The 25,413-nt window shown below is 71.3% G+C and carries 20 protein-coding genes, 2 tRNA genes and 1 pseudogene; 15 read left to right on the top strand and 8 right to left on the bottom strand.

Going from position 1 to position 25,413, the window contains the following annotated elements; genetic code table 11:
- The first annotated feature begins 3 nt into the window (after positions 1 to 3).
- Entirely contained in the window at positions 4 to 1,716 is a 1,713-nt protein-coding gene (locus J7462_RS12510; RefSeq protein ID WP_219464219.1) for a ThuA domain-containing protein, read from the top strand.
- Positions 1,717 to 2,100: 384 nt separating this feature from the next.
- Complete coding sequence (locus tag J7462_RS12505) at positions 2,101 to 3,111, top strand: sugar phosphate isomerase/epimerase (RefSeq protein ID WP_208568840.1); 1,011 nt, start codon at positions 2,101 to 2,103, stop codon at positions 3,109 to 3,111.
- Between the two features lie 55 nt (positions 3,112 to 3,166).
- Here J7462_RS12505 and J7462_RS12500 read toward each other — a convergent pair whose 3' ends face one another.
- On the bottom strand, positions 3,167 to 3,550 hold the full coding sequence (locus J7462_RS12500) for a hypothetical protein (RefSeq protein ID WP_219464218.1): 384 nt from the start codon (positions 3,548 to 3,550) through the stop codon (positions 3,167 to 3,169).
- 292 nt (positions 3,551 to 3,842) lie between these two features.
- On the opposite strand from J7462_RS12500, the gene J7462_RS12495 reads away from it, so the two are divergent.
- The 6 genes from J7462_RS12495 (at position 3,843) to J7462_RS12470 (ending at position 8,876) form a co-directional block, all read left to right on the top strand.
- A tRNA-Asn gene (locus J7462_RS12495) sits at positions 3,843 to 3,915 on the top strand.
- A 608-nt stretch (positions 3,916 to 4,523) separates the two neighbouring features.
- Positions 4,524 to 6,650, top strand: coding sequence for an MMPL family transporter (locus J7462_RS12490; RefSeq protein ID WP_219464217.1), 2,127 nt, complete (start codon positions 4,524 to 4,526; stop codon positions 6,648 to 6,650).
- Positions 6,640 to 7,881: an NAD(P)/FAD-dependent oxidoreductase gene (locus tag J7462_RS12485; protein WP_219464216.1), complete on the top strand. Its 1,242-nt coding sequence runs from the start codon at positions 6,640 to 6,642 to the stop codon at positions 7,879 to 7,881. The genes J7462_RS12490 and J7462_RS12485 overlap by 11 nt, the downstream gene beginning before the upstream one ends.
- 155 nt (positions 7,882 to 8,036) lie before the next feature.
- Positions 8,037 to 8,110, top strand: a tRNA-Ile gene (locus J7462_RS12480).
- Positions 8,111 to 8,223: 113 nt separating this feature from the next.
- Positions 8,224 to 8,478, top strand: a complete 255-nt coding sequence (locus J7462_RS12475) for a hypothetical protein (RefSeq protein WP_092381133.1) — start codon at positions 8,224 to 8,226, stop codon at positions 8,476 to 8,478.
- Positions 8,460 to 8,876 carry a type II toxin-antitoxin system VapC family toxin gene (locus J7462_RS12470; protein WP_219464215.1) on the top strand — a complete coding sequence of 139 codons (417 nt, stop codon included), beginning with the start codon at positions 8,460 to 8,462 and terminating at the stop codon, positions 8,874 to 8,876. Before J7462_RS12475 ends, J7462_RS12470 begins: the two co-directional genes overlap by 19 nt.
- A 173-nt stretch (positions 8,877 to 9,049) precedes the next feature.
- On the opposite strand, the gene J7462_RS12465 is transcribed toward J7462_RS12470, so the two are convergent.
- Positions 9,050 to 9,937 carry an SRPBCC domain-containing protein gene (locus tag J7462_RS12465; RefSeq protein ID WP_219470278.1) on the bottom strand — a complete coding sequence of 296 codons (888 nt, stop codon included), beginning with the start codon at positions 9,935 to 9,937 and terminating at the stop codon, positions 9,050 to 9,052.
- 140 nt (positions 9,938 to 10,077) lie between these two features.
- Here J7462_RS12465 and rox point away from each other — a divergent pair, with 140 nt between their 5' ends.
- Positions 10,078 to 11,520, top strand: coding sequence for a rifampin monooxygenase (rox, locus tag J7462_RS12460; RefSeq protein WP_219464213.1), 1,443 nt, complete (start codon positions 10,078 to 10,080; stop codon positions 11,518 to 11,520).
- Here the strand turns inward: rox and J7462_RS12455 are convergent.
- From J7462_RS12455 to J7462_RS12440, 4 genes are all read right to left on the bottom strand, one after another.
- Entirely contained in the window at positions 11,508 to 13,118 is a 1,611-nt protein-coding gene (locus tag J7462_RS12455) for a DHA2 family efflux MFS transporter permease subunit (RefSeq protein WP_219464212.1), read from the bottom strand. The genes rox and J7462_RS12455 overlap by 13 nt on opposite strands.
- 269 nt (positions 13,119 to 13,387) lie before the next feature.
- Positions 13,388 to 14,401: a class I SAM-dependent methyltransferase gene (locus tag J7462_RS12450; RefSeq protein WP_219464211.1), complete on the bottom strand. Its 1,014-nt coding sequence runs from the start codon at positions 14,399 to 14,401 to the stop codon at positions 13,388 to 13,390.
- 507 nt (positions 14,402 to 14,908) lie between these two features.
- Positions 14,909 to 15,961 (bottom strand): SDR family oxidoreductase, encoded by a 1,053-nt coding sequence (locus J7462_RS12445; protein ID WP_219464210.1) that lies wholly within the window; start codon positions 15,959 to 15,961, stop codon positions 14,909 to 14,911.
- A gap of 1 nt (position 15,962) precedes the next feature.
- Positions 15,963 to 17,294 carry a phenylacetate--CoA ligase family protein gene (locus J7462_RS12440; protein WP_219464209.1) on the bottom strand — a complete coding sequence of 444 codons (1,332 nt, stop codon included), beginning with the start codon at positions 17,292 to 17,294 and terminating at the stop codon, positions 15,963 to 15,965.
- A 431-nt stretch (positions 17,295 to 17,725) separates the two neighbouring features.
- On the opposite strand from J7462_RS12440, the gene J7462_RS12435 reads away from it, so the two are divergent.
- From J7462_RS12435 to J7462_RS12420, 4 genes are all read left to right on the top strand, one after another.
- Positions 17,726 to 19,510, top strand: coding sequence for an AMP-binding protein (locus tag J7462_RS12435; protein WP_219464208.1), 1,785 nt, complete (start codon positions 17,726 to 17,728; stop codon positions 19,508 to 19,510).
- Between the two features lie 60 nt (positions 19,511 to 19,570).
- The gene (locus J7462_RS12430) at positions 19,571 to 20,752 is read left to right on the top strand and encodes a M20 family metallopeptidase (protein ID WP_219464207.1); all 1,182 of its coding nucleotides are present in this window, start codon (positions 19,571 to 19,573) and stop codon (positions 20,750 to 20,752) included.
- A 149-nt stretch (positions 20,753 to 20,901) separates the two neighbouring features.
- Complete coding sequence (locus tag J7462_RS12425) at positions 20,902 to 21,666, top strand: hypothetical protein (RefSeq protein ID WP_219464206.1); 765 nt, start codon at positions 20,902 to 20,904, stop codon at positions 21,664 to 21,666.
- A 95-nt stretch (positions 21,667 to 21,761) separates the two neighbouring features.
- Positions 21,762 to 22,421: a cytidylyltransferase domain-containing protein gene (locus tag J7462_RS12420; protein ID WP_219464205.1), complete on the top strand. Its 660-nt coding sequence runs from the start codon at positions 21,762 to 21,764 to the stop codon at positions 22,419 to 22,421.
- Between the two features lie 105 nt (positions 22,422 to 22,526).
- On the opposite strand, the gene J7462_RS12415 is transcribed toward J7462_RS12420, so the two are convergent.
- Together J7462_RS12415 and J7462_RS12410 are read right to left on the bottom strand one after the other, a co-directional pair.
- Positions 22,527 to 23,351: a PIG-L deacetylase family protein gene (locus tag J7462_RS12415; RefSeq protein WP_219464204.1), complete on the bottom strand. Its 825-nt coding sequence runs from the start codon at positions 23,349 to 23,351 to the stop codon at positions 22,527 to 22,529.
- A 163-nt stretch (positions 23,352 to 23,514) separates the two neighbouring features.
- Complete coding sequence (locus J7462_RS12410; RefSeq protein ID WP_219464203.1) at positions 23,515 to 23,877, bottom strand: hypothetical protein; 363 nt, start codon at positions 23,875 to 23,877, stop codon at positions 23,515 to 23,517.
- Between J7462_RS12410 and J7462_RS33615 the strand changes: the two are divergent.
- Positions 23,797 to 24,087: pseudogene (locus J7462_RS33615) on the top strand (thiamine pyrophosphate-binding protein); the annotation flags it as partial. The gene J7462_RS12410 and the pseudogene J7462_RS33615 overlap by 81 nt on opposite strands.
- Before the next feature lie 230 nt (positions 24,088 to 24,317).
- Entirely contained in the window at positions 24,318 to 25,394 is a 1,077-nt protein-coding gene (locus J7462_RS33275; protein WP_219464202.1) for a thiamine pyrophosphate-dependent enzyme, read from the top strand.
- Positions 25,395 to 25,413: the final 19 nt, after the last annotated feature.

Here is a 25,413-nt window from a genome sequence, read left to right as displayed (position 1 = left end):
GACATGAGACTTTTCCGGCCCATCCTCGGCGCGGCCACCGCCGTCCTCGCCGCCCTCGCCTGCACCGCCCCGGCCACCCCCGCGTCGGCCGCCGACGTCGCCTACGACGTGCTGGTCTTCTCCAAGACCGCCGGCTTCCGGCACGACTCCATCGCGGTCGGCACCCAGGCCATCCGTGACCTGGGCGCGGCCAACAACTTCACCGTCACCGCCACCGAGGACGGTGGCCAGTTCACCAGCGCCAACCTCGCCCGGTTCGAGGCGGTGATCTTCCTCAACACCACAGGCGACGTGCTCAACGCCAGCCAGCAGAGCGCCTTCGAGTCGTACATCGCCGCCGGTGGCGGGTACATGGGCGTGCACTCCGCCGCCGACACCGAGTACGACTGGCCGTTCTACGGCAACCTGGTCGGGGCGTGGTTCGCCTCCCACCCGGCCATCCAGCAGGCCACCGTACGGGTGGAGGACCGCGCGCACGCGGCCACCGCCCACCTCGGCCCGACCTGGCAGCGCACCGACGAGTGGTACAACTTCCGCACCAACGCCCGCTCCACCGCGCACGTGCTGGCCAACCTCGACGAGTCGTCGTACTCGGGGGGTGGGATGGGGGCCGACCACCCGCACGTGTGGTGCAAGACGTACAACGGCGGCCGGTCGTTCTACACCGGCGCCGGGCACAACCAGTCGGCGTACTCCGAGCCGGCGTTCCGGGCCCACCTGCTCGGCGGCATCCGGTACGCGGCCGGCCGGACGAAGGCCGACTGCCGGCCCGAGACCGGTTACACCGCCCTCTACAACGGCTCCACCAACGGCTGGTCGCAGGCCGGGCCGGGCAGCTTCACCAACTCCAACGCCACCCTCAGCTCCGTCGGCGGGCTGGGCATGCTCTGGTACAGCGCGAAGCAGTTCACCAACTACTCGCTCAAGCTGGACTGGAAGGTGGACGGGGACGACAACTCCGGCGTCCTGATCGGTTTCCCGCCGTCGAGCGACCCGAACTCGGCGATGGACAACGGCTACGAGGTGCAGATCGACGCCACCGACACCGTCGACCGGACCACCGGCTCGGTCTACTCGTTCCAGGCCGCCGACCAGGCAGCCCGGGACGCGGCGCTGAACCCGCCGGGGGAGTGGAACACCTACGAGCTGCTGGTCGAGGGGGAGCGGCTCCAGGTCTTCCTCAACGGAGCGAAGATCAACGACTTCACCAACACCAACCCGGTGCGCTCGCTCGCCGGCCACATCGGCATCCAGAACCACGGCACCGGTGACGACGCCTCGTTCCGCAACATCCGGATCAAGGAGCTGGGCGGCACCACGCCGACCAACGGCACCGGCCCGATCAAGGGCCTGGGCGGCAAGTGCCTGGACGTGCGCAACGGCGCCACCGCCGACGGCACCCAGATCCAGATCTTCACCTGCAACGGCAGCGCCCGCCAGACCTGGACGGTGACCCCGAACGGCCCGATCAAGGCGCTGGGCAAGTGCCTGGACGTCTCGGGCGGCGGCACCGCCAACGGCACGAAGATCCAGCTGTGGACCTGCACCGGTGGCAGCCCGCAGGTCTGGTCGTCGCAGTCCGACGGCACCCTGCGTAACCCCGCCTCGGGCAAGTGCCTGGACGTCTCCGGCAACAACTCCGCCGACAACACCGTGGTCCTGCTCTGGACGTGCAGTTCCTCCGCCCCCAACCAGAAGTGGACCCTCCCCCAGTAACCCCATCCACCCACCCACTCCGCCCCCGGCTCCCGTCCGTGGGTTCGCATCGGTGATCAAGAGGTTTGCGTCACGCGGGTCGCCCGTCGTGACGCAAACCTCTTGATCGTCGTGGGCGAGTGGGCGAGTGGGCGGGCTGAGGCGGGTGGGGAGCGGGGGCTGGTGGGTGGGGGAGAGGGGTTTCGTGGGGGGTGGGGTGGGCTTAGAGTGGTGGGCGGCGACCTGCGGGTGGCCGGTGACCCGACGGGAGGCGCAACCCGTTGGGCCCAGGTGCATGTGCACCCACCGGTGATCCGGCACGGCCGCCGACGTACAGGCCCGGCCCGGTCACCCTCGCCCCGGTCCCGCCCAGGAATCCCCACCACAACAGGGGAGAGACAGACGATGGCGCGACCGATCACGCTCTTCACCGGCCAGTGGGCCGACCTGCCGTTCGAGGAGGTATGTCGGCTCGCCTCCGAATGGGGCTACGACGGACTGGAGATCGCCTGCTGGGGCGACCACTTCGAGGTCGACAAGGCGCTCGCCGACGACTCGTACGTCGAGCGCAAGCGGGAGACGCTGGCCAAGCACAACCTGAAGGTCTTCACGATCTCCAACCACCTGGTGGGCCAGGCCGTCTGCGACCACCCGATCGACGAGCGGCACCAGGACATCCTGCCCGCCCGGATCTGGGGCGACGGCGAACCCGAGGGGGTACGCCAGCGGGCCGCCGAGGAGATCAAGGACACCGCCCGCGCGGCGGCGAAGCTCGGGGTGGACACGGTGGTCGGCTTCACCGGATCGTCCATCTGGCACACCCTGGCGATGTTCCCGCCGGTGCCGCCGGCCATGATCGAACGCGGCTACCAGGACTTCGCCGACCGTTGGAACCCGATCCTCGACGTCTTCGACGAGGTGGGGGTGCGGTTCGCCCACGAGGTGCACCCCAGCGAGATCGCGTACGACTACTACACCACCAAGCGGACCCTGGAGGCGATCGACCACCGGCCCGCGTTCGGCCTCAACTGGGACCCGTCGCACTTCGTGTGGCAGGAGCTGGACCCGGTGAACTTCATCTTCGACTTCGCCGACCGGATCTACCACGTCGACTGCAAGGACGCGAAGGTACGCACCGGGGACGGTCGGCGGGGCCGGCTCGCCTCCCACCTGCCCTGGGCCGACCTGCGGCGCGGCTGGGACTTCGTCTCCACCGGCCACGGTGACGTCCCCTGGGAGGACTGCTTCCGGGCGTTGAACGCGATCGGCTACACCGGGCCGATCTCCGTGGAGTGGGAGGACGCCGGGATGGACCGGCTGGTCGGTGCGCCGGAGGCGCTGGAGTTCGTCCGCCGGCTCGCCTTCGACGCCCCGACGGCGGCGTTCGACGCGGCGTTCAGCAGCGGCAAGGACTGAGACGTACTTCGGGCCGGTCGCCACGTGGCGACCGGCCCGAACGACGTACGGACGATCAGAGGGTGCTGCCGTTGGTGCCGGTGCCCGGCGCCTTGGGCTTCGGGGTGGTCACCGACGAGCTGGTCGGGCTGACGCCCGACTTGGCGCCGACGGTGGCGGGGGCGCCCGCGAAGGCGTCGTCCGCCGGGGTCAGCTCCGGCTTGCCACCGTTGCCGGTGTGCAGCTTCTCGCCGAGCTTGGACTGGCCGAGCTTGTCCTTGCCCTCGCTGTAGAGGCGGTTGGCCTGGGCCTGCGCGACCCCGGCCGCCTCCTGGACGGTCGGGTGGTCGAGCACCTTGCGGCCCCGCACCACCAGCTCCTCGTACTTCTCCCGGCCGGCACGGGCGCCCAGGACGAAGCCCGCAGCCAGCCCGCCAAGAAACATGATCTTTCCGCGCATGGCGGCTCCTTCCGTACCTGACGCTCCCGTCGTTCCCGCCCGGTGGTGCCGGTCGGGAACGACCATCGTCGCGCCCCACAATTTCTCGGTCGACAGCTAACTACCCATCCTGCTCCGCAGTCATACCTGCTTGGGTGGGGATGGCGATTTGTCCTTATTGTTGGGGCTGATCGTCCCACCCCGTGGCGACGCGGTCGAAAGCGGCAACCCCCTGGACCGAACCCCCCCGAAGTCCTGTACTCTTGTGCCGTCGCCGAGCGCCGGAGAGATCCGGTTCACTGCGACACGGCAGTCCCCCGTAGCTCAATTGGCAGAGCAGCCGGCTGTTAACCGGCAGGTTTTTGGTTCGAGTCCAAACGGGGGAGCACAATCCCCACCACGAGCCCGTCGGCACCTGCCGACGGGCTTTTCCCTGCGCCCGCCCCCGCCGCCGCGACCCGCGCGCGGTCATCGCCACACCCGCGCCACCGCTACCCGCCCCGCTGTTCCGTTCTGCTGCTCTGCTGTTTTCGCCCACCGCTCTGCTGCCCCCTGCCCGCGTCACCGCTGCCCGCGCCGCTCTGCTGCCCGCGCCGCTCTGCTGCCCGCGTCGCCGCTACCCGCCCCGCTCTGCTGCCCGCCCCGCTTCCGTTCGCCTCGCTCGGTGTCCGGCTGCTGTCGCCGGTGCCGCCGGGTCCGTCCGTGGAGATTTGTTGTCGCCGGGGCAGCAAGAAGTCTCCACGATCCTCGGGTGCGGACGGTGGGTACGCCGGTCGGGGGCGGTGAGGGGGCCGGGGCGGTGGCGGTGAGGGGGCCGGGGCGGTGAGGGGGCCGGGAGTACGACTCGGGGCAGCGCCGGCAGGTGGCGTGAGGGCTGACGCGAGGTGGATGGGCGGTTTCGGCCCCGGGCGGCGTATTCGGACGGCAGGATGACAACTGTCGACCTAGACTCCTGTTGCGTCGATTGCTGCGTCGATTGAGGGGTGGACCGGGGATGGCCGGTGGGCGGAGCCGGGGCGCGGCCACGCTGATCGCCGTGGCGGTCGTGCTGGCGTGGCTGGTCGTCGGTGGGATCGCCGGGCCGTACGCGGGAAAGTTGGGCGACGTCGCGACCAACGACAACGCCTCCTTCCTGCCTGCCGACGCCGAGGCGACCCGGGCGCAGGACCTGGCCGCCGGCTTCGTCGCGGAGCCGACCACCCCCGCCCTGGTGGTCTATGCCCGAAGCACCGGCATCACCCCCGCCGACACCCGGCGGGCGGTCGCCGACAGTGCCCGGTTCGCCCAGGTCGACGGGGTCGTCGGGCCGCTGCCCCCACCGATCGCCAGCCAGGACGGGCAGGCCCTGCAGGTGGTGGTGCCGATCGACGACTCCGAGGGGGAGCGGATCGGCCAGGTGGTCGACGAACTGCGGAGCATCGCGGGGGGCGACCGCGACGGGCTCACCGTGGACGTCGCCGGCCCGGCCGGTCTGCTCGCCGACCTGATCGAGGTCTTCTCCGCCATCGACGGGCCACTGCTGCTGGTCACCCTGGTGGTGGTGCTGATCATCCTGCTGATCGTCTACCGCAGCCCGGTGCTCTGGGTCTTTCCGCTGCTGGCGGCAGGGATGTCGTACGCGTTGGCGTCGGTCTTCGTCTACTCCCTGGCCAAGAACGACGTGATCAAGCTGAACGGGCAGGCCCAGGGCATCCTCACCGTGCTCGTCTTCGGCGCCGGCACCGACTACGCATTGCTGCTGATCGCCCGTTACCGGGAGGAGCTGCACCGGCACGAGCGCCCCTGGGACGCCATGCGCGCCGCCTGGCGGGGTGCCGCCCCGGCCATCGCCGCCTCCGGCGCGACCGTCATCGTCAGTCTGCTCTGCCTGCTGTTGTCCAGCCTGAACTCCAACCGGGCGCTCGGCCCGGTCGCCGCCATCGGTATCGCCGCCACCCTGCTGGTGATGCTGACGTTCCTGCCCGCCCTGCTGGTGCTCGGCGGCCGGCGGGCGTTCTGGCCGCGTACCCCCAGGGTGGACCGGGCGGACCCACAGGCCGAACACGGGCTGTGGGCCCGGATCGCCGGCTTCGTCGCCCGGCGGGCCCGGGTGGTCTGGCTGACCACCGCCGTGGTGCTGGCCCTGCTCACCCTCGGCCTCACCCAGCTCGGTGCGACCACCCTCGGCCAGTCGGAGCTGTTCACCGACCGCACCGACTCGGTCGCCGGGCAGGAGGTGATCGCCCGGCACTACCCGGCCGGCACCGGCAGCCCGGCGACCATCTTCACCCGCCAGCAGGGCGCCGGGCAGGTCGCCCAGGTCGCGCAGGGCGTGCCCGGGGTGGCCGCCGTCCGCCCGGTGACCCGGCGTGACCAGACCGGTCCGCCGGACCCGGACGCCCCGCCCCTGGTCGTCGACGGGCGGGTGCAGCTGGAGGCGACCCTCACCGACCCGCCGGACAGCGATGCGGCCGAGCGGACCATCCGCGACCTGCGTGAGGCGGTGCACCGGGTGCCGGCCGCCGACGCCGTCGTCGGCGGGTTCACCGCGATCGACGTGGACACCTCCGACGCGTCCACCCGGGACCGCAACGTCATCATCCCGGTCGTCCTGGCGGTGATCGCGGTCATCCTGGCGCTGCTGCTGCGGGCCCTGGTCGCGCCGGTGCTGCTGATCGCGACGGTGGTGCTGTCGTTCCTGGCCACCCTCGGCCTCTGCGCGGTGATCTTCCGCTACCTGCTGGACTTTCCCGGCGTCGACGCGTCGTTCCCGCTGTTCGCCTTCGTCTTCCTGGTCGCCCTGGGTATCGACTACAACATCTTCCTGATGAGCCGGGTCCGCGAGGAGTCGGTCCGCCGGGGCACCCGGGCGGGGGTGCTGGCCGGGCTGACCGTCACCGGCGGGGTGATCACCTCCGCCGGCATCGTGCTCGCCGCCACCTTCTCCGCGCTGGCCGTACTCCCGTTGGTGGTACTGGTCGAATTGGGTGTGGCGGTGGCCGTAGGGGTACTGCTGGACACCATCGTGGTCCGCTCGCTGCTGGTGCCCGCACTGTCGTACGACATCGGGCCGAAGGTGTGGTGGCCGAGCCGGCTGTCCCGGTCGGCGCGCAACGACACGGAGGTGCAACGTGCCCGCTGAGACGGACGTGGTGATCGTCGGCGGTGGACTCGCCGGGCTGGCGGTCGCCCGCCGGCTGCACCGGGCCGGGGTGCCCTGGCGGCTGCTGGAGGCCGGCGACCGGATCGGCGGCCGGGTCGCCACCGACACCGTCGACGGCTACCTGCTCGACCGGGGCTTCCAGGTGCTCAACACCGCGTACCCGAGGCTCGGCACCCTGCTCGACCTGGGCACCCTCGACCTCGGGTGGTTCACCTCCGGGGTGCTGGTCCGCCGCGGCGACCGGCTCGACCGGCTGGTCCATCCGCTGCGCGAACCCGGCGGCGCACCCGCTACCGCGCTCGCCGGCATCGGTTCGCTGGCCGACCGGCTGCGCTTCGCCGCCCTCGCCACCGGTTGCGCCACCCTGCCGGCGCACCGGCTGCTGACCGCGCCGGAGACCACCAGCGAGGCGGCGCTGCGCCGGGCCGGCCTGTCCGACACCATCATCGAGGAGCTCATCCGGCCGTTCCTGTCCGGCGTGCTCATCGACCGGGAACTGGAAACCTCCAGCCGCGTGCTGGCGATGATCCTGCGGTCCTTCGTCCGGGGCCGCATCGGCCTGCCCGCCCGGGGGATGGCCGCGCTGCCGCAGGCCGTGGCCGCCCCGCTGCCCGCCGACCTGATCACCTGCGACACCCCGGTCACCTCGGTCGCCCCCGGCCGGGTCCGCACCCCGGACGGTGAGATCGCCTGCCGCGCCGTCGTGGTCGCCGCCGACCCGCCGGCCGCGACCACGCTGCTGCCCACCCTGCCCCGGGTACGCACCCACAGCTACACCACCTACTACCACAGCGCCCCCGAGGCGCCGCTCGACGAGCCGATCCTGCTCGTCGACGGCGACCGGCGGGAACTCGTCGCCAACACGGTGGTGGTCAGCCGGGCCGTCCCGTCGTACGCCCCGGCCGGGCGGCACCTCGTGGCGACCTCCGTGGTCGGCCCCGACGCTCCGCCCGAGCCGACGGTCCGGGCCGAACTGGACCGGCTCTACGGATGCTCCACAGCGGACTGGGACCACCTGACCACCGTGTCGGTGCCGCACGCCCTGCCCGCCGCACCCCCGCCGCAGGGACGGCTGCGTAAGCCGGTGGCGCTCGGCGGAGGGATCTTCGTGGCCGGTGACCACCGGGACAGTCCGTCCATCCAGGGGGCTCTGGCCAGCGGCTGGCGTACGGCCGGGGCGGTGCTCACGGAACTGCGCGCGGCGGGCTGATCCGCAGGCTCGCGCAACACCGGTTCGGGTGCGTCCGGATCGACTGCTGACTGTTATTCTCGCGTTGCCCATCGTACCGGGCGGTGACTTCTCGTCCTACCGGTTCGGGTGCTGGCAGGTGGTCTGGCGGGCAGGTTACGATCCGGCGCGGTATCGGGGCGGTAGCTCAGCGGGTTAGAGCAGGGGACTCATAATCCCTCGGTCGCGGGTTCGAGCCCCGCCCGCCCCACGGACTTCTCTGACCTGCGGTTCTTGGCCATGTCGCAGTCGTCATGCGAACCGGTTGATCGAAGTTTCGAGCCTTTCCTGGCGAGCGGTTGATGATGCATGCATAATGAATGCATGGTTGCTCTCCAGATTCGGGACGTGCCGGAAGAAGTACGAGACGCCCTGGCGGCACAGGCCAAGGCGCGCGGGCAGTCACTCCAGGCGTACCTGCTGGATCTGGTGGAAACGCAGGCCCGGCGGCTGCGCAACACCGCGGCCCTTGATCGCTTCGCCGGCCGATCGGACGGTGCTCGCTCCCTACCGGGGGAGAGCGCGGCCGAGTTGAATGACCAGCGGGAGCAGCGCGGACCATGGGGAAGCGCGGCATGATCGTCGTGGATGCGTCGGTTCTGGCCGATGCCCTGGTCGACGACGGGCCGGTCGGCGACGCGGCGCGGGCGGAGCTGACCGGAGATCCGCACTGGGCCGCACCGAGCCATCTTCTGGTTGAGGTCATGTCGGTGATCAGAGGCAAGGTTCTCGGTGGGAAGCTGGGCCTTGCCCGGGCTCAGGAGGCGATCGACACCCTGCCCTCGTTGGTCATCGATGAGGTTGCCATCGCTGTGCTGCTCGACCGGATGTGGCAGTTGCGGGGCAATGTCACGGCGTACGACGCGGCTTACGTCGCGGCGGCGGAGCTGGTGGCCTGCCCACTCGTGACCGGTGATGGTCGGCTCGCCAAGGCCAGCGGCGTCCGCTGCGAGTTCCGATTGCTCGCGGTGTCCTGACGGTGGCCGCCCGAGGATCATCGGCCTGACGCCCTTGGGTCGGCAAACCTGAGTGGAAGCGGGTCACCGGCGATCGTGGCGGTGTGGTTCGCATGGTGGTACCTCCGGCCCACCAGCGCAGACATGGTCAGTCGGTGCTCTGCCGGTGCCCGCGTACCCGGGGTTGTCCAGGTTCATCCGTTACGGGCGGCAGGGTCGGCGTCGGGGCGCGTCGAGTCGGTCCGTTCTGTGCCGTCGTGGCCGTTCTGCTGGGCGGCGGGCATCTCCCAGGGCGCCTGGGGCAGCACGCGGCCGGTTTCGAGCAGTGACTTCAGGTTGGCCATGACCGCGGGCCAGCCGGCGGAGACGGCCTCGAAGTCGTCGTCGGACGGCAGGTTTACGTGCGTGACGGTCAGTCGGACGATGTCCCGGTGCGGTTCGATGAGGAAGGTGACCGTGGAGGCGTCCGGCCCGGCTTCGGCGTCGACGTCGCCGAAGGTCATCACCAGCCGGGTCGGCGGGGTCGCTTCGAGGATCGTGCCGCCGCCGTCGGCGATGCCCGAGCCGTCGGTGCGTTGGTGTTCCCACCGGGAGCCGGGCCGCCAGTCGGAGACGTTGCGGTGGCCCCAGTAGGTGCCGGTCAGGTCCGCATCGGTCAACGCCTCCCAGACCCGTTCCGGGGTGGCGTGGATGTAGGTCACGTATACGAACGTGGGCCTGGTGACGTTCATCTGCGGCTCCTCTGCCTGTCGGCGGATCCCGTCGAGCACCCGCAGCCGAGGTTCCTCGAAGGCGGCGATCCAGCGTTGCGGCAATTCGTGGATGGGGACGGGGTTGAGATAGTGCCACTTCTCCCGGCCTCGCCGGACGGCGTTGACCAGGTTGGCCTCCTGCAACACGCCGATGTGCTGCGTCACTGACTGCCGGGTCATGGCCAGCTGGGCACAGAGTTGGCCCAGGGTCTGACCGTCTTCCCGGCGAAGGCTGTCGAGCAGGCGGCGGCGGGTCGGGTCGGCGAAGGCCGGGAGCGGGCAAAAGCAAAGGCAGGGAGTAGACGCCTCCCTGCCACCTCTAACGTATATCGCACCCTGGGGCTTGTGGCAAGACCCCGGTGCTGGTGCAGAATCTCCACTCGACGCCAGAACCTGGCGAAATCTGTGATTCGCGAAGCATGTGCTGGTATCGACGCAGCGGGCGGCGCGAACAACCGAACGGGGATTCCATGATCGACGTCATCGTCGTGGGCGGCGGACCGACCGGCCTGATGCTGGCCACGGAGCTGCGGCTGCACGACGTACGGGTGGTGGTGCTGGAGCGCGACGCCGAACCGACAAGCGTGGTGCGCTCGCTCGGCATGCACGTACGCAGCATCGAGGTCCTCGACCAGCGGGGCCTGCTGGAGCGGTTCCTCGCCCACGGCAAACAGTTCCAGGTCGGCGGCTACTTCGCCGGCATCGCCAAGGAGTGGCCGTCGCGGATGGACACCGCGCACGGATACATCCTCGGCATCCCGCAGCCGGTCACCGAGCGGCTGCTGACCGAGCACGCCACCGGGGTCGGCGTCGAGATCCGGCGGGGCACCGAACTGGTCGGGCTGAGCCAGGACGCCGACGCGGTGACCGCCGAGCTGGCCGACGGCACCCGCCTGCGTACCCGCTATCTCGTCGGCTGCGACGGCGGTCGCAGCACCGTTCGCAAGCTGCTGGGTGTCGGCTTTCCCGGTGAGCCCACCCGGAACGAGACGCTGCTGGGCGTGATGGAGCTGACCGCGCCGCACGACGAGGTCGTCGCGGTGATGACCCGGGTACGCAGGACGCAGCTGCGGTTCGGGGTCGGCCCGGTCGGGGACGGCGAGGGGCTGTACCGCGTCGTCGTACCCGCCGCAGGGGTGAGCGAGGACCGGGCGGTCCCCCCGACCATCGAGGACTTCCGGCAGCAGTTGCAGGCGACCGCCGGCACCGACTTCGGGGTGCACTCGCCCCGCTGGCTGTCCCGCTTCGGCGACGCCACCCGGCTGGCCGACCGGTACCGGGTCGACCGGGTGCTGCTGGCCGGCGACGCGGCGCACGTGCACCCGCCGCTGGGCGGACAGGGGCTCAACCTCGGTATCCAGGACGCGTTCAACCTGGGCTGGAAGCTGGCCGCACAGGTCGCCGGCTGGGCACCCGACGCGCTGCTGGACACGTACCAGGCCGAGCGCCGGCCGGTGGCGGCGGACGTGCTGGACAACACCCGCGCGCAGACCGAGCTGATGGCGCTGGAGGCGGGCCCGCAGGCGGTGCGGAAGCTGGTGGCGGAGCTGATGGACTTCGAGGAGGTCAACCGGTACCTGATCGAGAAGATCACCGCGATCTCGGTCCGGTACGACCTCGGTGCGGGCCACGACCTGCTCGGCCGGCGGCTGCGCGACGTGGGGCTGAAGCGGGGACGCCTCTACGGGCTGATGCACCAGGGGCGGGGGCTGCTGCTGGATCAGACCGGCGGGCTCTCGGTGGCGGGCTGGGCGGACCGGGTCGACCGGGCCGACGACGTCAGCGAGGAACTGGACGTGCCCGCGCTGCTGCTGCGCCCGGACGGACACGTGGCGTGGGTCGGCGACGAGCAGCAGGAACTGCGTGCCGAACTGGCCCGGTGGTTCGGGTCCGCCACCGCTCACGCATCGTGAGTCGGCTCGGTGTGGGTGAAGAACTGCACCACCACGAAGCCGAGCACCAACGCGGCGGCCGGCAGGAAGATGCTCGTGCCCATCGCCTCGGCGAATGATCCCCGCAGCACCTCGGGCAGCGGCCCGGTGGACTGGGCGGCGGCCCCCGCCGACACCGTGCCGCCGGACTGCCCGAACCTGCTCTCGACCTGGTGCTGCATGAGTACGCCGACGGCGGCGCTGCCCAACACGGCACCGACCTGACGGGTGGTGTTGTAGACACCGGAACCGGCGCCGGCCAGCCGCAGCGGAATGTTGCGGTTGGCCGTCGCCGTCAGCGGCCCCCAGATGAACGCGTTGCCGACACCGACCAGAGCGAGCGGTGCCAGGACGGTGCCCACCCGGGTGTCGTCCCCGGTCACCAGACCCAGCCAGAAGAGGGCGCCGGCGTTGGTGGCGAAACCGAACCCGGTCAGGTAGCGGGGGTGCACCCGGTCGGCCAGCTTGCCCGCCGGCAGCGCCAGCGCCCCGGCGAGGACGGCCAGGGGGATCAGGAGCGCCGCCGACCCGGTGGGGCTCAGGCCCATCGACTTCTGCGCGAACAGCATCAGCGGGACGGCCATGCCGGTGATCGAGAAACCCATGCAGGCGACGGCCACGTTGGACAGGGCGAAGTTGCGGTCCCGGAACAGCGCCAGCGTCATCAGCGGGTGGGCCGCCCGGGTCTGCCACCACACGAACAGCAGCAGGGTGGCGACGCCGGTGCCGATCAGGCTCCACACCGTGATGGGCACCGGACCCACCTCACGCACGAGCCCCCAGTCGTACCGTTGCCCCTGCTGGAGCCCGAACGCCACCAGGAACAGCCCGACCCCGCTCAACGCGATGCCCGGGTGGTCGACCCGCTGCCGGTGGGCCGGCAGCGTCGGCACCAGCACCGTCGCGGCGACGAAGGCGGCCACGCCCAGCGGAAGGTTGATGAAGAACACCCACTGCCAGCCGAGCCCGTCGACGAGGAGGCCACCCGCCAACGGCCCGACCAGGATCGCCACCCCCGCCACCGAACCCCACACCGCCATGGCGGTGCCGCGCTGCTGCCGGGGGAAGGTGCGGGTGATCACGGCCATCGTCTGCGGCGCCATCAGCGCCGCGCCGAGGCCCTGGACCACCCGCGCGGCGATCAACACCTCCGCGGTGGGTGACAGCCCGCACCACACCGAGGCGGCGGTGAACAGCAGCAGACCGAGCAGGTACGGGCGCTTGGGGCCGAACATGTCACCGAGTTGGCCGGCCAGCAGCAGCGGCACCACGTAGGCCAGCAGGTAGCCGCTGGTGACCCAGACGACCGCGTTGAGGTCGGTCTTGAGGTCCACCCAGATGGCGTCGGCGGCCACCGAGACGATGGTGGAGTCCAGCAGGATCATGAAGATGCCCGCCAGCATCGCCCACAGCGCCGGCCAGGGGCGGTAGCCGGGGGGCAGCCCCGACGTGTCGTCCGGCGTGGGCGTCGGCCCGGTGGTCGGCCCGGGGTCGGCTGCCCGGTCGGGTTGCCGGCCGACCGGTGCCCCGCCGGCGACGTCCGGCCGCGCCTGCCGTCCGGCTACCTGATCGTGGTCCATGTGGGCCTCCAGTGGTGACTGTCATCGCTGCCGGGAGGTCGGCTGCCGCGGCCGGGCCCGACGACGGCAACCGCCGGGCCGCCGGTTGCCGCCGGCCGACGGTCGGCCGGAGCCGCCCGGGCCGGCCGTTCCCGCAGCACGTGGGGGCCGGCCCGGCCGGTCGCCCCCGCCGCACGGCACGTCCGCCACCGCAGGCTCCCACAGCAGGTGGCCCCGCGACCACGACCACGACGCCGTGTGTCGGTGCGGGCCGGTGCGGTCGGTCATGGCTAGCTGACCAGTGGCTCGGGCTCACCCGAGTGCCGCGCGACCGGGGCCAACTGCGCCGGACCACCCGCGTACGGGAGCAGGCACGGGTTGCCGCCGGGCAGGTCGCGGACTGCCCGGCCGGCGGGCTGCCGGGTGTTCTCCCGCCCCGGCAGGACCGGGGCCGTCGGCTGCCCCTGCACGGTGACCTCGGTGATCTCGTAGAACCAGTGGATGGTGTCGCCCTTCGTCACGTAGCTGGCGGCGTACTCCTGCCGCCCTTTCTCGAACTGGGCCAGCAGCGAGTTCTTCACCTGCAACCACTCGTCGGTGTAGAACAGCAGCGGGATCTCGATGCGTTCGAGCAGCCGGGACCGGATGACGCTGCCGTCCTGGGGTGGATGCGTCGACCGGGAACGGGTGAAGATGTCGGCGATGCCGATCAGCGAGTTCAGCCCGATGATGGCGCGTCCGTTCGCGGTCAGGTGGTCGGGCAGTTGTTGCAGAAAGCGCAGCAGGACGCTGTCGCCGTAGAACATCGCCTCCAGGCCGAGCGAATGGTGCTTCTCGTCGAGTTCCGCGATGAGATTGTCCGACGGGGTGCGCCAGCCGGGCGGGTTGAAGACGATGAGGTCGAACAGGGCCGGCTCCCCGTCCACGGCGGGCGGAAAGAGGTCGCTGTGCCAGAAGTCGATGGTCGGGACACCGAAATTGGCGAGTTCGTTCTGTCGGGCGGTGGCGACGGCGGAGGCGGAGATGTCGGTGGCGGTGACCGAGGTGGCGCCCAGGTGGCGTAGCAGCAGCGCGATCGCGCCACTTCCGGTGCCGATCTCCAGGATGCGGCCGGTGATGTCCCGTCCGCGCAGGCTGCGGACCAGGTAGTCGCCGAGGGCGATACCGGCGCGGCTGACGTGGAAGGTCCCCGGTCGGTCGAACAGGCGGAAGTGGTGCCCGCACCCGAACTCGGCCTCGTAGGTGTCACCGTCGGGGCCGCCCACCGGGGGGACGTCGGTGCCGGTGGGCGGTACCTCAGCCATCGGACCCACCGGGGCGTGCGCCGCCCTGCGAGACTCCGTCGATGGACGCGGTCACGCCGAGGGATCCTCGGACGGTCATCCGTCCCGTGGGGCCAGCACTGACGATGAACAGACACCCGGCATTGGTCATGGCCATTTCCCCGATGTGTGTGGCGATCCTGGTGCGACTGCCGGGCCGAGGTGCGCGGTCTGTGGTTCAGCGGATCGCGCCCGTGGACCGATGGTGACTCGACCGGTGGGCAATAGGATTTGCGACGAGCCGTACCCCCCGGTCACGGCAACGAACGGTGTCACATAGACATTCATGATCACAAGCATATGAATGTCTGCAATTATTGCCCCCAATGACGTGATGTCGGGCGGGCAGGTGTGGGGTCGCCGTCCGTACGGACGGCGACCGACGGATTCCCGACCGGGTCCAACGTGGCCGGGGAACCGGCACCCGCCCCCCGGGGCGACGGCACACCGTCCGGACCGGGCCCGCCGCGAGTGGCGGTGCCCGTTCGGTCAGAGCGCATTCTCGGCATCGATGAACCTCACGAGTTCCGCGAGCGGAACGGCGCGCTCCGGTGCGGCGGTACGGACGAACCGCTTTTCCCTGCGCAGGTACTCGGAGAAGAAGTCGATCCGCTTGGCGAAGAAGCGCTCCAGGGTGGAGGGGTCGTCGAAGCTCTCGTTGATGACGAACAGGCGGTCCTCCAACCCGAGCAGTTTCAGCATGTAGTCGAGGATGTCGCCGGTAGCGGCCTCGGAACGCCCGCTGACGTGGTAGATGTCCTGCCGCGGCGACGCCATCTCGGCCGCCACGATCGCCCGCAGGTCCGCCACGACGTGATCCACCGGAATGAAGGACAGCCGGGTGCTGCGGTCGGCGGTGAAGCGGACCGACTCGTCGGAATCGCCGAGCATCTCCCGGAACTTGCGCAGTTCGCTGAGGAAGCCGTAGAGGCCCGTGTAACTGCCGCTGGGCCGGTAGTCGTGCGAGGTGCCGGTGATGATCGAGGGACGCAGGATCAGCCGCCGTGGCCCGTCGAAGCCGGCCACCAGGTGCTCGGCCGCGCACTTGCTCTCCTCGTAGACGTTGCTGAACCGGGGCGGCCGGTGCAGCGCCTCGGGCACCTCGCCGTGCAGCGTGCCGCAGGTGAACGCCGTCGACACGTAGACGAACAGGTCGGCACCGAGCTCCGTCGCCAGCTCCAACGCGTGCCGGGTGCCCTCGACGTTGGTGCGGAACACCTGTTCGCGCTGTCCCCGCCGCCACTGCAACGACGCCGCGAGGTGCCAGAAGACCAGCGGCCCGGCACCGCGCCGGACGGCGTCGGGGGCGACCCCGCAGCGCGGTTCGGTCAGTTCCGACTCCACCACGGTCATCCGGCGGCGGGCCGGCGGAAGGTCACCCCCCGCCTCGTCCAACGCCGCGTGGACCCGGTCGCTCGCCGGTTGCCGCGAGGTCCCCCGGGCCAGCGCGGACACGTTACCGGCGGTGTCGTCCAGGAGGAGGTCGGTCAGCAGGTGGCTGCCGACGAACCCGGTCGCACCGGTCAGCACATGGTCGGTCATCTCAGATCGCCCGCTCGACGGCCCGCGCCAGATCGGCTGCGGAGCGGGACTCGATGTCGTCGGACTGCGGCACCCGACGGTCCTTGATCCGGGCGGTCTTCCAGCTCACCCAGCCACCGGTGGCGCTCTTCAGATCCAGCAACGGATGGATGGTGACCTCGGTGGGGACGCCGAACGCGGCGGTGACCCGGTCCGCGACGAGCGTCTTGAGGTGGTCGTGGTCGGCGCCCTCCTTGGCCTTGATCCGGACCTGCACCCGGTCCTGGCCGTCGACCGAGTCGACCTCCAGCTCGTACCCGTACTTGAGCTCGGGATCGGCCAGGATGGTGTCGTCGATCTCGGCGGCGCTGCGCCTGCGGCCACCGAGTTCGGTCATGTCCTTGACCCGGCCGAGCACCTTGACGGTCCGCCGGCCGGAGTCGTCCGGCACGATCGAGACCAGGTCGCCGGTCCGGTAGCGGATGAGGGGCTTGAGGCCGGGCACCAGGGTGGTGAGGCAGAGTTCGCCGTAGCCCTCCAGCCCCAGCGTCTGCTCGGTCTCCAGGTCCAGCACCTCCAGCAGGTAGGTGGGCTCGATCGCCACCACCGTGCCGTCCGGGCGGGTCACCGCCGGACACCCCGCCTCCTGGGAGCCGTACATGAAGTTGTAGGTCTCGGCGTTCCACGTCTGGGCGAGTAGCCGGCCCATGCCGTCCGAGCACATCTCGCCGGTGGTGAGCAGCACCTTGACCGCCAGGTCGTCCGGCACCTCCACACCGTAGGAGGAACTCATCTCGGCCAGCGCCATCAGCAGCCCCGGCGAGCAGAGGATCATGTTGACCCGCAGCTCGACGAGCACCTCGAAGAACCGGGCGAACCCGAGGGTCGGGGTGATCGGAAACAGGTCCAGCTTGGCGATGCCGATCTGCTTGGCGGCGAAGGACAGGCTCAGGCAGGCCGCGTGGACGTCGTTGGGGGCCACCACGGCCAGGATGGGGCGCTCGCCGCCGTCCGGGAAGTGCTTGTGCACGATGCGGTCGAGCGCGTGCGCCAGCGGCAGCACGTTGAGGTCGAAGTCGATCGCCGCCCGGGGGCACGGGGTGGGTCGGCCGGTCGTCCCCGTGGTCTCGAAGTAGAACTGCGCGTCGCCGACCGGCCCGCTGAGCATGTCGTGCATGGCCTCGCGGAGGTCGTCCTTGGTCGTGTAGGGCAGGTGCGCCAGGTCCGCGAGCTCCTCGATGTCGAGGTTCGCACCCGCCAGGTGCCGTCGGTAGAAGGGCGATCTGTCGTGAACGTGGCCGAGCACCGTCCGCAGCGCCGTCGTCTGCCAGTCGGTGAGCTCCGCCGCGCTCACGCGTCCCTCGTTCCATCGTTCCATGAAGTCAACCCACGGGGCGGTATCCACGTGTCGGGACTCTCTCTGTGAAGGGTTTCGGATGGGGACGGGCGGTACGGAGATGGCTGCACCCGGGTTCGGCTGGTCGCCCGCCGGGTCCGGCGTCCCGTCGGTGTCGAGGCGTCGCAGGAGCCTGGTCGTATCCACAATTCGGTGCTGCGTCGCGCCCTGGCCCGGTCGGGTCGACCCGCCCGGGACGGGCCGGCTGCGACAGGTCGCGTCCCAGGTAATGGCACAGAAGGTTTCACGCTCCATCCAAGATCACAAGTATCTGGAATCCGACATGGACGGTGCCGGGGTGCCCGCCGCGCCGGGTGGCCGGCCCACCGCCGCCGAATGGTCGTGTAACTTTCTGTCCGAACATTGACGTCCATGGTTGTGGAGGTCCGATGCAGACAAACGGGGCACTGCTGTTTCGTGAGCACGTGGTGGCGACTCCGGATCGGATCGCCTTCATCGCCGAGTCCGACGGCACCGAGACCCGGGTGACCTACGCCGAGTTCGACGAGGCCGTGCACCGGGTCGCGGCAGGGCTGTCCGCGCTCGGACTCGCGCCGGCCGACCGGGTGCTGATCTCGACCCAGCCGGGACCGGGGCTGCTCCAGGCGGTCTACGGCACCATCCGGGCCGGCCTGACCGCCGTGCTGTGCGACCCGGGGCTGCCGGGGCCGACGGCTGAGGCGTACCTCGCGGACGTGGGGTGCGTGGCGGCGATCGTCGAGGGCGTCGGATCGGGGGTGGACGACGCCGTCGCCGACTCCGCCGTGCCGCACCGGTTCACGGTCAGCGGGCGTTGGGGGCGACCGTTCGCGGAACTCCTGCGTGCCGAGCGGGTCGCGCTGCCGGAGCACGTGCCGCCCCGGCATCCGGCGGTCGCCTTCTCGACGTCGGGCAGCACCGGACGACCAAAGATGATCATCAAGACCCACGAGCACTTCCACCTGCTGTCCCGCTACCGCAGCGGCGCCTACACCGCCTCGTCGCCGGGGGAGCCCGGCACGCCGACGCGCTATCTGGTGGCCACGTCGCTCTACCACACGGGAGGCATGAACGCGGGCGTCATGCTCGGTCTGCTGCGGGGCTGGACGGGGGTGCTCGCCGGTGCCTTCCACCCGGCGCACGTGCTGCGCCAGCTGGCCCGCCACCGCTGCTCGACCGTGTTGTTCACCCCCTCGCAGGCGGCCGTGCTGCTGCGGGAGACGGCCCTGCTACGCGACCTCGACCTGCGCCACCTGCGCTCGGTCCGGGTGGCCAGCGGCCCGTCCACCCCCGAGCTGCTCCAGCGCCTGCGGTCGGCCTTCGGCAGCACCGAGATCCTCAACGTCTACGCGCTCACCGAGTGCGCGCCGTGCCTCGGGCAACCGCCGGGGGAGCAGCAGCCGCTGGAGAGCTGCGGGCGGCCCTGGGTGGGGGTCACCGCCCGGGTCCTGGACGACGCCGGCCGCGACAGCGCCGAGGGTGAGCTGTGGCTGCGCAGCGACCTCATCTCCGAGGGCACCATCCTCGACCCGGTGACGACGCGCGAGCGCTACCTCGACGGCTGGCTGCGGACCAAGGACATCTTCCGGGTGGTCGACGGCTGGTACTTCTTCGTCGGCCGCATCGACGACATGTTCGTCTGTGGCGGCGAGAACGTCTTCCCGTTGCAGGTCGAGCAGATCCTCGTCGCCCATCCGGACGTCCTCGACGCGTGCGTCGTCGGCCTGCCCGACCCGGCCCTGGGCGCGGTCGCCGGCGCGCACGTCGTCCTGCGGCCGGGGGCGACGGCGAGCGCGGTCGACCTCGTGGACCACGTGCGCCGGCACGCCCCGGTGCACTGCGTGCCGCACCGGATCGAGATCGTGCCCGCGATCGCGACGCTCGGGCCGGGCAAGGCCGACCGGCGTACCGTCCGGTCCGCGCTGGAGGGCGGCGGCACGGTCACCCGCCAACGGACGGACGGCGACGACGTCCGCGCCCGGATCGTCGAGACCTGGAAGTCGGTCCTGGACCTCGACACCGTCGACCCCGACGTGCCGTTCCTGGAGTCGGGCGGCACCTCCCAGCTGGCGGTGGAGATCGTGACCCGGATGAACGCCCTCGGTGTCCCGGTCGACCTGGGGGAGTTCTTCGTCGACGGCAGCCTGCGGCAGCTGCTCGACAGCGCGGACGCCGATCCGGTGCCGGGCGGGTGACCGCGCCAGGCATCGATGGCGGAGATTGTCATCCCGGGGTCACGCATCGATAATCCTGCAATGGATCTCGACGGCCGGGTGCTGGCGGAGGCGGTCGCCGAGCTCGTCCGCATCCCCAGCGTCAACCCGCTGCACACCGGGCCGAGAGCCGAGGAGCACGGTCCGGTCGGTGAGGGGGCGATCGCCCGGCACCTCGCGGACCGCTTCGACCGCTGCGGTGCCGCCGAGGTCGTGCTGGACGAGGTCCGGCCGGACCGACCCAACGTCTACGGCCGCTTTCCGGGCCGGTCCGACCGGCTCGTGGTGCTGGACGTGCACACCGACACCGTCGCCGTCGAGCACATGACCGACCCGCCCTTCGACGGACGCATCGAGCACGACGCCGTCTGGGGTCGTGGTGCCCTGGACACCAAGGCGACCATGGGGGTGGTCCTCGCGCTGCTCGCCGCGATGCACCGCGACGGCCGCCGCCCCGACCCCACCCTGCTGCTGGTCGGCTCGATCGGCGAGGAGGCCGGCGGCCTGCTCGGGGCGACCCGGTTCGCCCCCTGGGCGAGACAACAGGGCCTGCGGATCGATCAGCTCCTGGTGGCCGAGCCGACCGAGTTCCGGCCCGTGCACGGGCTGAAGGGGCTCGTCCTGATCGAGGTGACGACGCACGGGGTGGCGGCGCACTCGGCGCGACCCGACCTCGGGGTGAACGCCATCGACGCGATGGTGCCGGTGCTCGCCGCCTTCGCCGCCGCCCACGAGCGGCTGAGCGCGACCCCGGGGCGCACCGAGCTGGGCGGCGGCACGCTGTCGGTCACCCAGATCACGGGCGGCTCCGGCAGCAACGTGATCCCCGACCGCTGCTCGATCACCGTGGGCCGGCGCATCGTCCCCGGCGAGGACCCGGTCGAGGTGCTGGCCGAGTTGACCGCCATCGCCCGGGCCGCCTGCCCCGTGCCCTGCGACGTGGTCTCGCTGCTGCCGCGTACGCCCGACGGCAGGCCCGCCTCGCCCGCGTTCTACCAGCGGCCCGACAGCGGACTCGTGCAGTTCCTGGCGCGGACCTGCGGCACCCGGCCCACGGTCGCACCCTTCGGTGCCAACGCGTTGCGGTACTCCGGTCTGGCCGAGGAATTGGTAGTCTTCGGCCCTGGATCCATCGAGGACGCTCATCAGGCCACCGAGCGGATCGACATCCCGGACCTGCGACGGCTCGCCGACGTCCTGACGTCGTGGCTCTCGCCCGGCTGACCGGGCCGGCGGGATCGGCGGGCCTTCCCGGCGTCGCGACCCGCGCTGCCGCACCCCGGGCGCGTCGGCGGTCGTCCGTCCACGCGGCAGAGCCGACGCGGTACGCCATCCCCGCCCCTGCCAGGCGGGTGGCCAGGGAGGGAGGACAGATGGCGACAGCCACGGCTGCGGAGACCATCGACCGGGTGTGTGAGCCGGTGCAGCAGTTGAGTCGCAGCTGGATCATGGCGAAGTCCACCAACGCGTACGGGGTGGAGCTGGGATTCGCGACCGGGGTTCAGTTCTGGATCGTCGGTCGGGCCGGCGTGCTCGGCAGTTGCCCGGTCGAGGTGGCGGCGGCGGCGATCGCGTTCGAGCCGGTCGAGGAGGTGCGCCGGGCGTGGCTCGCGGTGCCGGCGGGCCTGACCCACCACGACGTGGCGCTGCACTACCGGGACCGGATCACCGGCTGGGGCGAGCGGGTCTTCGCGGACGTCGACCCCGACACGCTCGGCGTCATCGACACCCTGGGCCGCCGCGTCGTCGATGCGGCACCTGCGGCGGTGGGCGCCCTCTTCACCGGCTGGCGGGGACTCCCGCCCCCGGTGGCGTTGCCCGGCCGGGCCGCGTTGACGATCCACCTGATCCGCGAACTGCGCGGCGCCGCCCACATCGCCGCGATCCTGGCCTGTGGCCTCACGCCGCTCGACGCGATCCTCGCCGCCCCCCATCCGCCGCCCCGCACCGGGCCCGCCTACGCCGAGCGGATGGGCTACCGGGGGCCGTTCCGGGACCCGGCCGAGGTACGCGAGCAGCGGCTGGAAGCCGAACGGTTGACCGCGGCGATCATGGTCCCGTACTTCTCCACGCTCGACGCGGCGGAACTCGCCCGGTTCGGTGAACTCGTCGAGACCGTCGGCCACCTGGCCGTCTAGGTGACCGGGTGGGGGTCGGCCGCGTCGCCGGCCCGCCGAGTCCCCGTGGCCCGTCGGCCGGCGACGACCCATCCGGCTGGAGACAGGAGACCGTCATGAAGTTCGTCATCCCCGCCAAGCGTTCGTCGACGAGGGTGCCCGACAAGAACTACCGCCCGTTCGCCGGGGGGAAGTCGTTGCTCGACATTCTCGTCGAGAAACTCGCCCGGCTGGCCGACGATCCGGGCGACGTCTGCCTGTCCTCCGAGGACGCGTCGACCCGGGAGTTGGCCGACCGGTACGGCGCCACCTATCTGCCCCGGCCCCGGCACCTCACGGAGAACTCGTACCCGTTCCAGTCCGTGGTCAACGAGGTCTGCAAGCAGTTGCCCGGCGACGACGACGTGATGTGGTGCCACGCCACCGACCCGTTCTTCGACGAACACGGGGAGGTGGTGCGTACCTGGCGGGCCCGCGACACGGCCGCTGCGGACTCGATCGTGGTGGTGTACCCGATGAAGGAGTACCTCCTCGACCCGAACTTCAACCCGATGGGGTTCGGGTTCGGCCCCTGGCACCGCCCCTCGCAGGAGCTGCCGACCTATTACCAGCTCGGGTTCTCCTGCTCGATCATGACCCGGCACGTGGCGACGACCATCGGGTTGGTCGGTGCCCGCCCGATCTGGCACCAGGCGACGAACCTGACGATCGACATCGACACCCAGGCCCAGTTCGATCTCGCCGCCCGGCTGTACGAGCTGAGCAACCCGGCCTGACCGTCCGGGTCCGCCGCCGGGGCGGTATCGGGTGGACGGTGGGTCCCCACCGTCCACCCGCCGGCCCCGGCCGGGTTCGTCGGGCGGCGCGGCCGGGAGGTCGGTTCACGGCGTGCGGGTCGGGACCTCGGTGGTGGGCCGCCGGGCCGTCGGGGTCGGACCGGCCGCGCCGGCCGCGTCCGTGACGATGCGTTTGTACGCCTCGGCGTACTCGCAGCCGATGGCCGTGCCGTTGCCGCGCATCCGGTCCACCACCCACTGGACGTCGGCGCGGGGATCCGGTGAGCTGCGGAACTGGCTGCGGTGGGCGAGGATGGCCGACACCTTCAGCTCGGCGGTCTCCCCGACGTCGACGAGCAGGTCGGTGTGCTCGTGCCCCGGCACCCAGACCTCGGCCACCCGGTGTGCGGGCAGACCCTCGGCCAGCAGCTCGGGGAAGGCCCGGGGGTTGCGGGCGTCGGGGTAGACGGCGTTCAGCGCGGCCTGCCCGACGGCGAGGTGGTCGGGGTGGGACGCACCGATCGGGAACTGCAGCGACCGCAGCGGTTGGTGGGTGAGGACGAGTTCCGGCCGGTGCCGCCGGATCTGGCGGGTCAGGGCGAGTCTGAGCGCGGGGGTGTCCGTGAGCAGGCCGTCGGGCAGCCCCAGGAAGACCACGTCGGTGACGCCGAGCATCCGGGCCGCGTCGCGCTGCTCGGCATACCGGGTGGCGGTCAGCTCGGGGGCCGGCACGGTCGGATCCTCGCCACCCTGCGCGCCGTCGGTGACGACCAGATAGGTCACCTGCGCGCCCTCGCCGGTGAGGCGGGCGACGGTGGCGCCGAAGGCGAATTCGGCGTCGTCCGGGTGGGCGGCGATCACCAGGACCCGGTGGAAGCTGCGGGGCAGCGGCAGGAGTCGACCGGAATCAGCCGGGGAAGCGGGCGTCATGGCGGCAACATACACGCTACGGGCGACATTGATCGACGCCGTGCTGGTTGCGGCCCAGGTTATTGACGTTTAGCATTTGACGGCGGTGTTCTCTGATCTGTCGGACGACACCGCAATGAGCAGCGCAGCAACGGACATGACGCACCACGGCACCGACTTCGCCTCACCGAACACCACCCTGAGTGCCACTTCTGCGCGACGAATCCTCCTGAAAGGCCGACCCGCTGGAACTGTCGCCACCCTTCGTACCGATCACGTCCATTCCGGCGAATTGTGGCAGTCCGTGGTGCGGGACGCGTCGGCGTGCCGGGTCCACAGGTGTGCGCCGGACGGCGACCGGGCCGGTGCGGCCGGGTGTCGCGGCCGGGCGGTGGACACCGTCGCCGCCGGCAACCGGCCGGGAAGTCCGAGATCCGTCGGTGCCGAGAGCGATTGGTGAGGCCGCATGAACGTCGGAGAGCACCTCGTCGCGAAACTCGTCGAGGAAGGGGTGGAGGTCGTCTTCACCGTGCCGGGTGAGCAGCACGACGCCATCTTCGCGGCGCTCGCCGACACGACGATCCGGGTGGTGCACACCCGGCACGAGCAGGCCGCCGCGCTGATGGCCTACGGGTACGCCCGGGCCAGCCGCCGGGTCGGCGTGTACCTCGTCATCTCCGGGCCGGGCGTGCTCAACTCGTTGACCGGGCTGGCCACCGCCTACGCGGGCGACGCCCGGGTGCTGTGCGTCGCCACCCAGATCCCCACCCCGGTGCTCGGGCGGAACCTGGGTGTCCCGCACGAGATCCCCGACCAGTTGGGCGTGCTCCGGTCGCTGACGGGGTGGGCGGCCCGGGTCGAGGAGCCCGCCTCGATCACCCGCGTGCTCGGTGAGGCGTTCCACCGGCTGGGTCACCACCGCCCCCGGCCCGTCGCGATCGAGATCCCGACCGACGTGCTGGCCGCGGAGGTCACCGCCGCCCCACCGTGGCCGGCGTCGCCGCCCCCGCGCCGCCGGACCCGCGCGCCGTCGAGGCGGCCCGCGCGGAGCTGGCCGCCGCCCGCACGCCCGTCATCTTCGTCGGCAGCGGGGCGCGCGGCGCGACGGCGGAGGTCGCCCGGCTCGCCGAGCTGCTCCAGGCGCCCGTCACGACGGAGCTGGGCGGGCGCGGGGTGCTGCGGGACGACCATGAGCTGTCGGTGTCGTTGCCCGTCGCACACCGGTTGTGGCCGCACGCCGACGTCGTCCTGGCTGTCGGGACCCGGCTGCTGCGGCCCCAGGTCGAGTGGGGCACCGAGGGCCTGCGGATCATCCGTGTCGACCTCGACGAGGAGGAGATCCACCGGGTGTCCCCGCCGGCGGTGTCCCTGGTGGGGGACGCCACCGAGGTGCTCCGCGCGCTGCTCGACGGGCTGCCGCCGCCTGCGCGGCGGTCGCAGTGGCGGGCCGCGGTCGCGGACGCCCGGCACGCGGTGGACGCCGAGCTCGACAAGCTCGCCCCCCAGGTCGACCTCGTCCGGGCGATGCGTGCCGCGTTGCCGGAGGACGGGTTCTTCGTCGACGAGATGACCCAGGTGGGTTACGTCGCCCGGCTGATGTTCCCGGTGCTGCGCCCGTCGACCTACGTGCTGCCGACGTACGTCGGGGCGCTCGGTTTCGGGTTCGCGGCGGCGCTCGGTGTCAAGGTCGCCTACCCGGACCGCGCGGTGCTGTCCATCTCGGGTGACGGCGGTTTCCTGTTCACCGCGGCGGAGCTGGCGACGGCGGTCCAGCACGGGATCGGGGTCGTCGCCGTCGTCTTCGACGACGGGTCCTACGCCAACGTGAAGCGCGCCCAGCGCAAGTTCCTGACCCAGACGATCGGCACCGAACTGCACAACCCCGACTTCGTCAAGCTCGCGGAGGCGTTCGGCGCGGTCGGTGTCCGCGCCCACGACCCGCAGGAGTTGCGGGCCGAGATCGAGAAGGGCCTCGCCCGGGAGCGGGTGCCGACGGTGATCGAGGTTCCGGTCGGGGAGATGGCCAATCCGTGGCCGTGGATCCGATTGCCGCGGGTGCGCTGACAACGCCAGACTTCGATGC

Origin of the sequence: Micromonospora sp. RL09-050-HVF-A (genome assembly GCF_019374995.1) — a bacterium.
Classification (GTDB): Bacteria; Actinomycetota; Actinomycetes; order Mycobacteriales; family Micromonosporaceae; genus Micromonospora; species Micromonospora antibiotica.
Note: the sequence above shows the minus strand (reverse complement) of the source record. Positions and strands in the feature narration are given on the sequence as shown.

What these genes read in the sequence shown, in the direction of transcription:
- J7462_RS12510 (WP_219464219.1), top strand. Translation starts at nt 4, where the DNA reads ATGAGACTTTTCCGGCCCATCCTCGGCGCGGCCACCGCCGTCCTCGCC.
- J7462_RS12505 (WP_208568840.1), top strand. Translation starts at nt 2,101, where the DNA reads ATGGCGCGACCGATCACGCTCTTCACCGGCCAGTGGGCCGACCTGCCG.
- J7462_RS12500 (WP_219464218.1), bottom strand. Translation starts at nt 3,550, where the DNA reads ATGCGCGGAAAGATCATGTTTCTTGGCGGGCTGGCTGCGGGCTTCGTC.
- J7462_RS12490 (WP_219464217.1), top strand. Translation starts at nt 4,524, where the DNA reads ATGGCCGGTGGGCGGAGCCGGGGCGCGGCCACGCTGATCGCCGTGGCG.
- J7462_RS12475 (WP_092381133.1), top strand. Translation starts at nt 8,224, where the DNA reads ATGGTTGCTCTCCAGATTCGGGACGTGCCGGAAGAAGTACGAGACGCC.
- J7462_RS12470 (WP_219464215.1), top strand. Translation starts at nt 8,460, where the DNA reads ATGGGGAAGCGCGGCATGATCGTCGTGGATGCGTCGGTTCTGGCCGAT.
- rox (WP_219464213.1), top strand. Translation starts at nt 10,078, where the DNA reads ATGATCGACGTCATCGTCGTGGGCGGCGGACCGACCGGCCTGATGCTG.
- J7462_RS12455 (WP_219464212.1), bottom strand. Translation starts at nt 13,118, where the DNA reads ATGGACCACGATCAGGTAGCCGGACGGCAGGCGCGGCCGGACGTCGCC.
- J7462_RS12450 (WP_219464211.1), bottom strand. Translation starts at nt 14,401, where the DNA reads ATGGCTGAGGTACCGCCCACCGGCACCGACGTCCCCCCGGTGGGCGGC.
- J7462_RS12445 (WP_219464210.1), bottom strand. Translation starts at nt 15,961, where the DNA reads ATGACCGACCATGTGCTGACCGGTGCGACCGGGTTCGTCGGCAGCCAC.
- J7462_RS12435 (WP_219464208.1), top strand. Translation starts at nt 17,726, where the DNA reads ATGCAGACAAACGGGGCACTGCTGTTTCGTGAGCACGTGGTGGCGACT.
- J7462_RS12430 (WP_219464207.1), top strand. Translation starts at nt 19,571, where the DNA reads ATGGATCTCGACGGCCGGGTGCTGGCGGAGGCGGTCGCCGAGCTCGTC.
- J7462_RS12425 (WP_219464206.1), top strand. Translation starts at nt 20,902, where the DNA reads ATGGCGACAGCCACGGCTGCGGAGACCATCGACCGGGTGTGTGAGCCG.
- J7462_RS12420 (WP_219464205.1), top strand. Translation starts at nt 21,762, where the DNA reads ATGAAGTTCGTCATCCCCGCCAAGCGTTCGTCGACGAGGGTGCCCGAC.
- J7462_RS12415 (WP_219464204.1), bottom strand. Translation starts at nt 23,351, where the DNA reads ATGACGCCCGCTTCCCCGGCTGATTCCGGTCGACTCCTGCCGCTGCCC.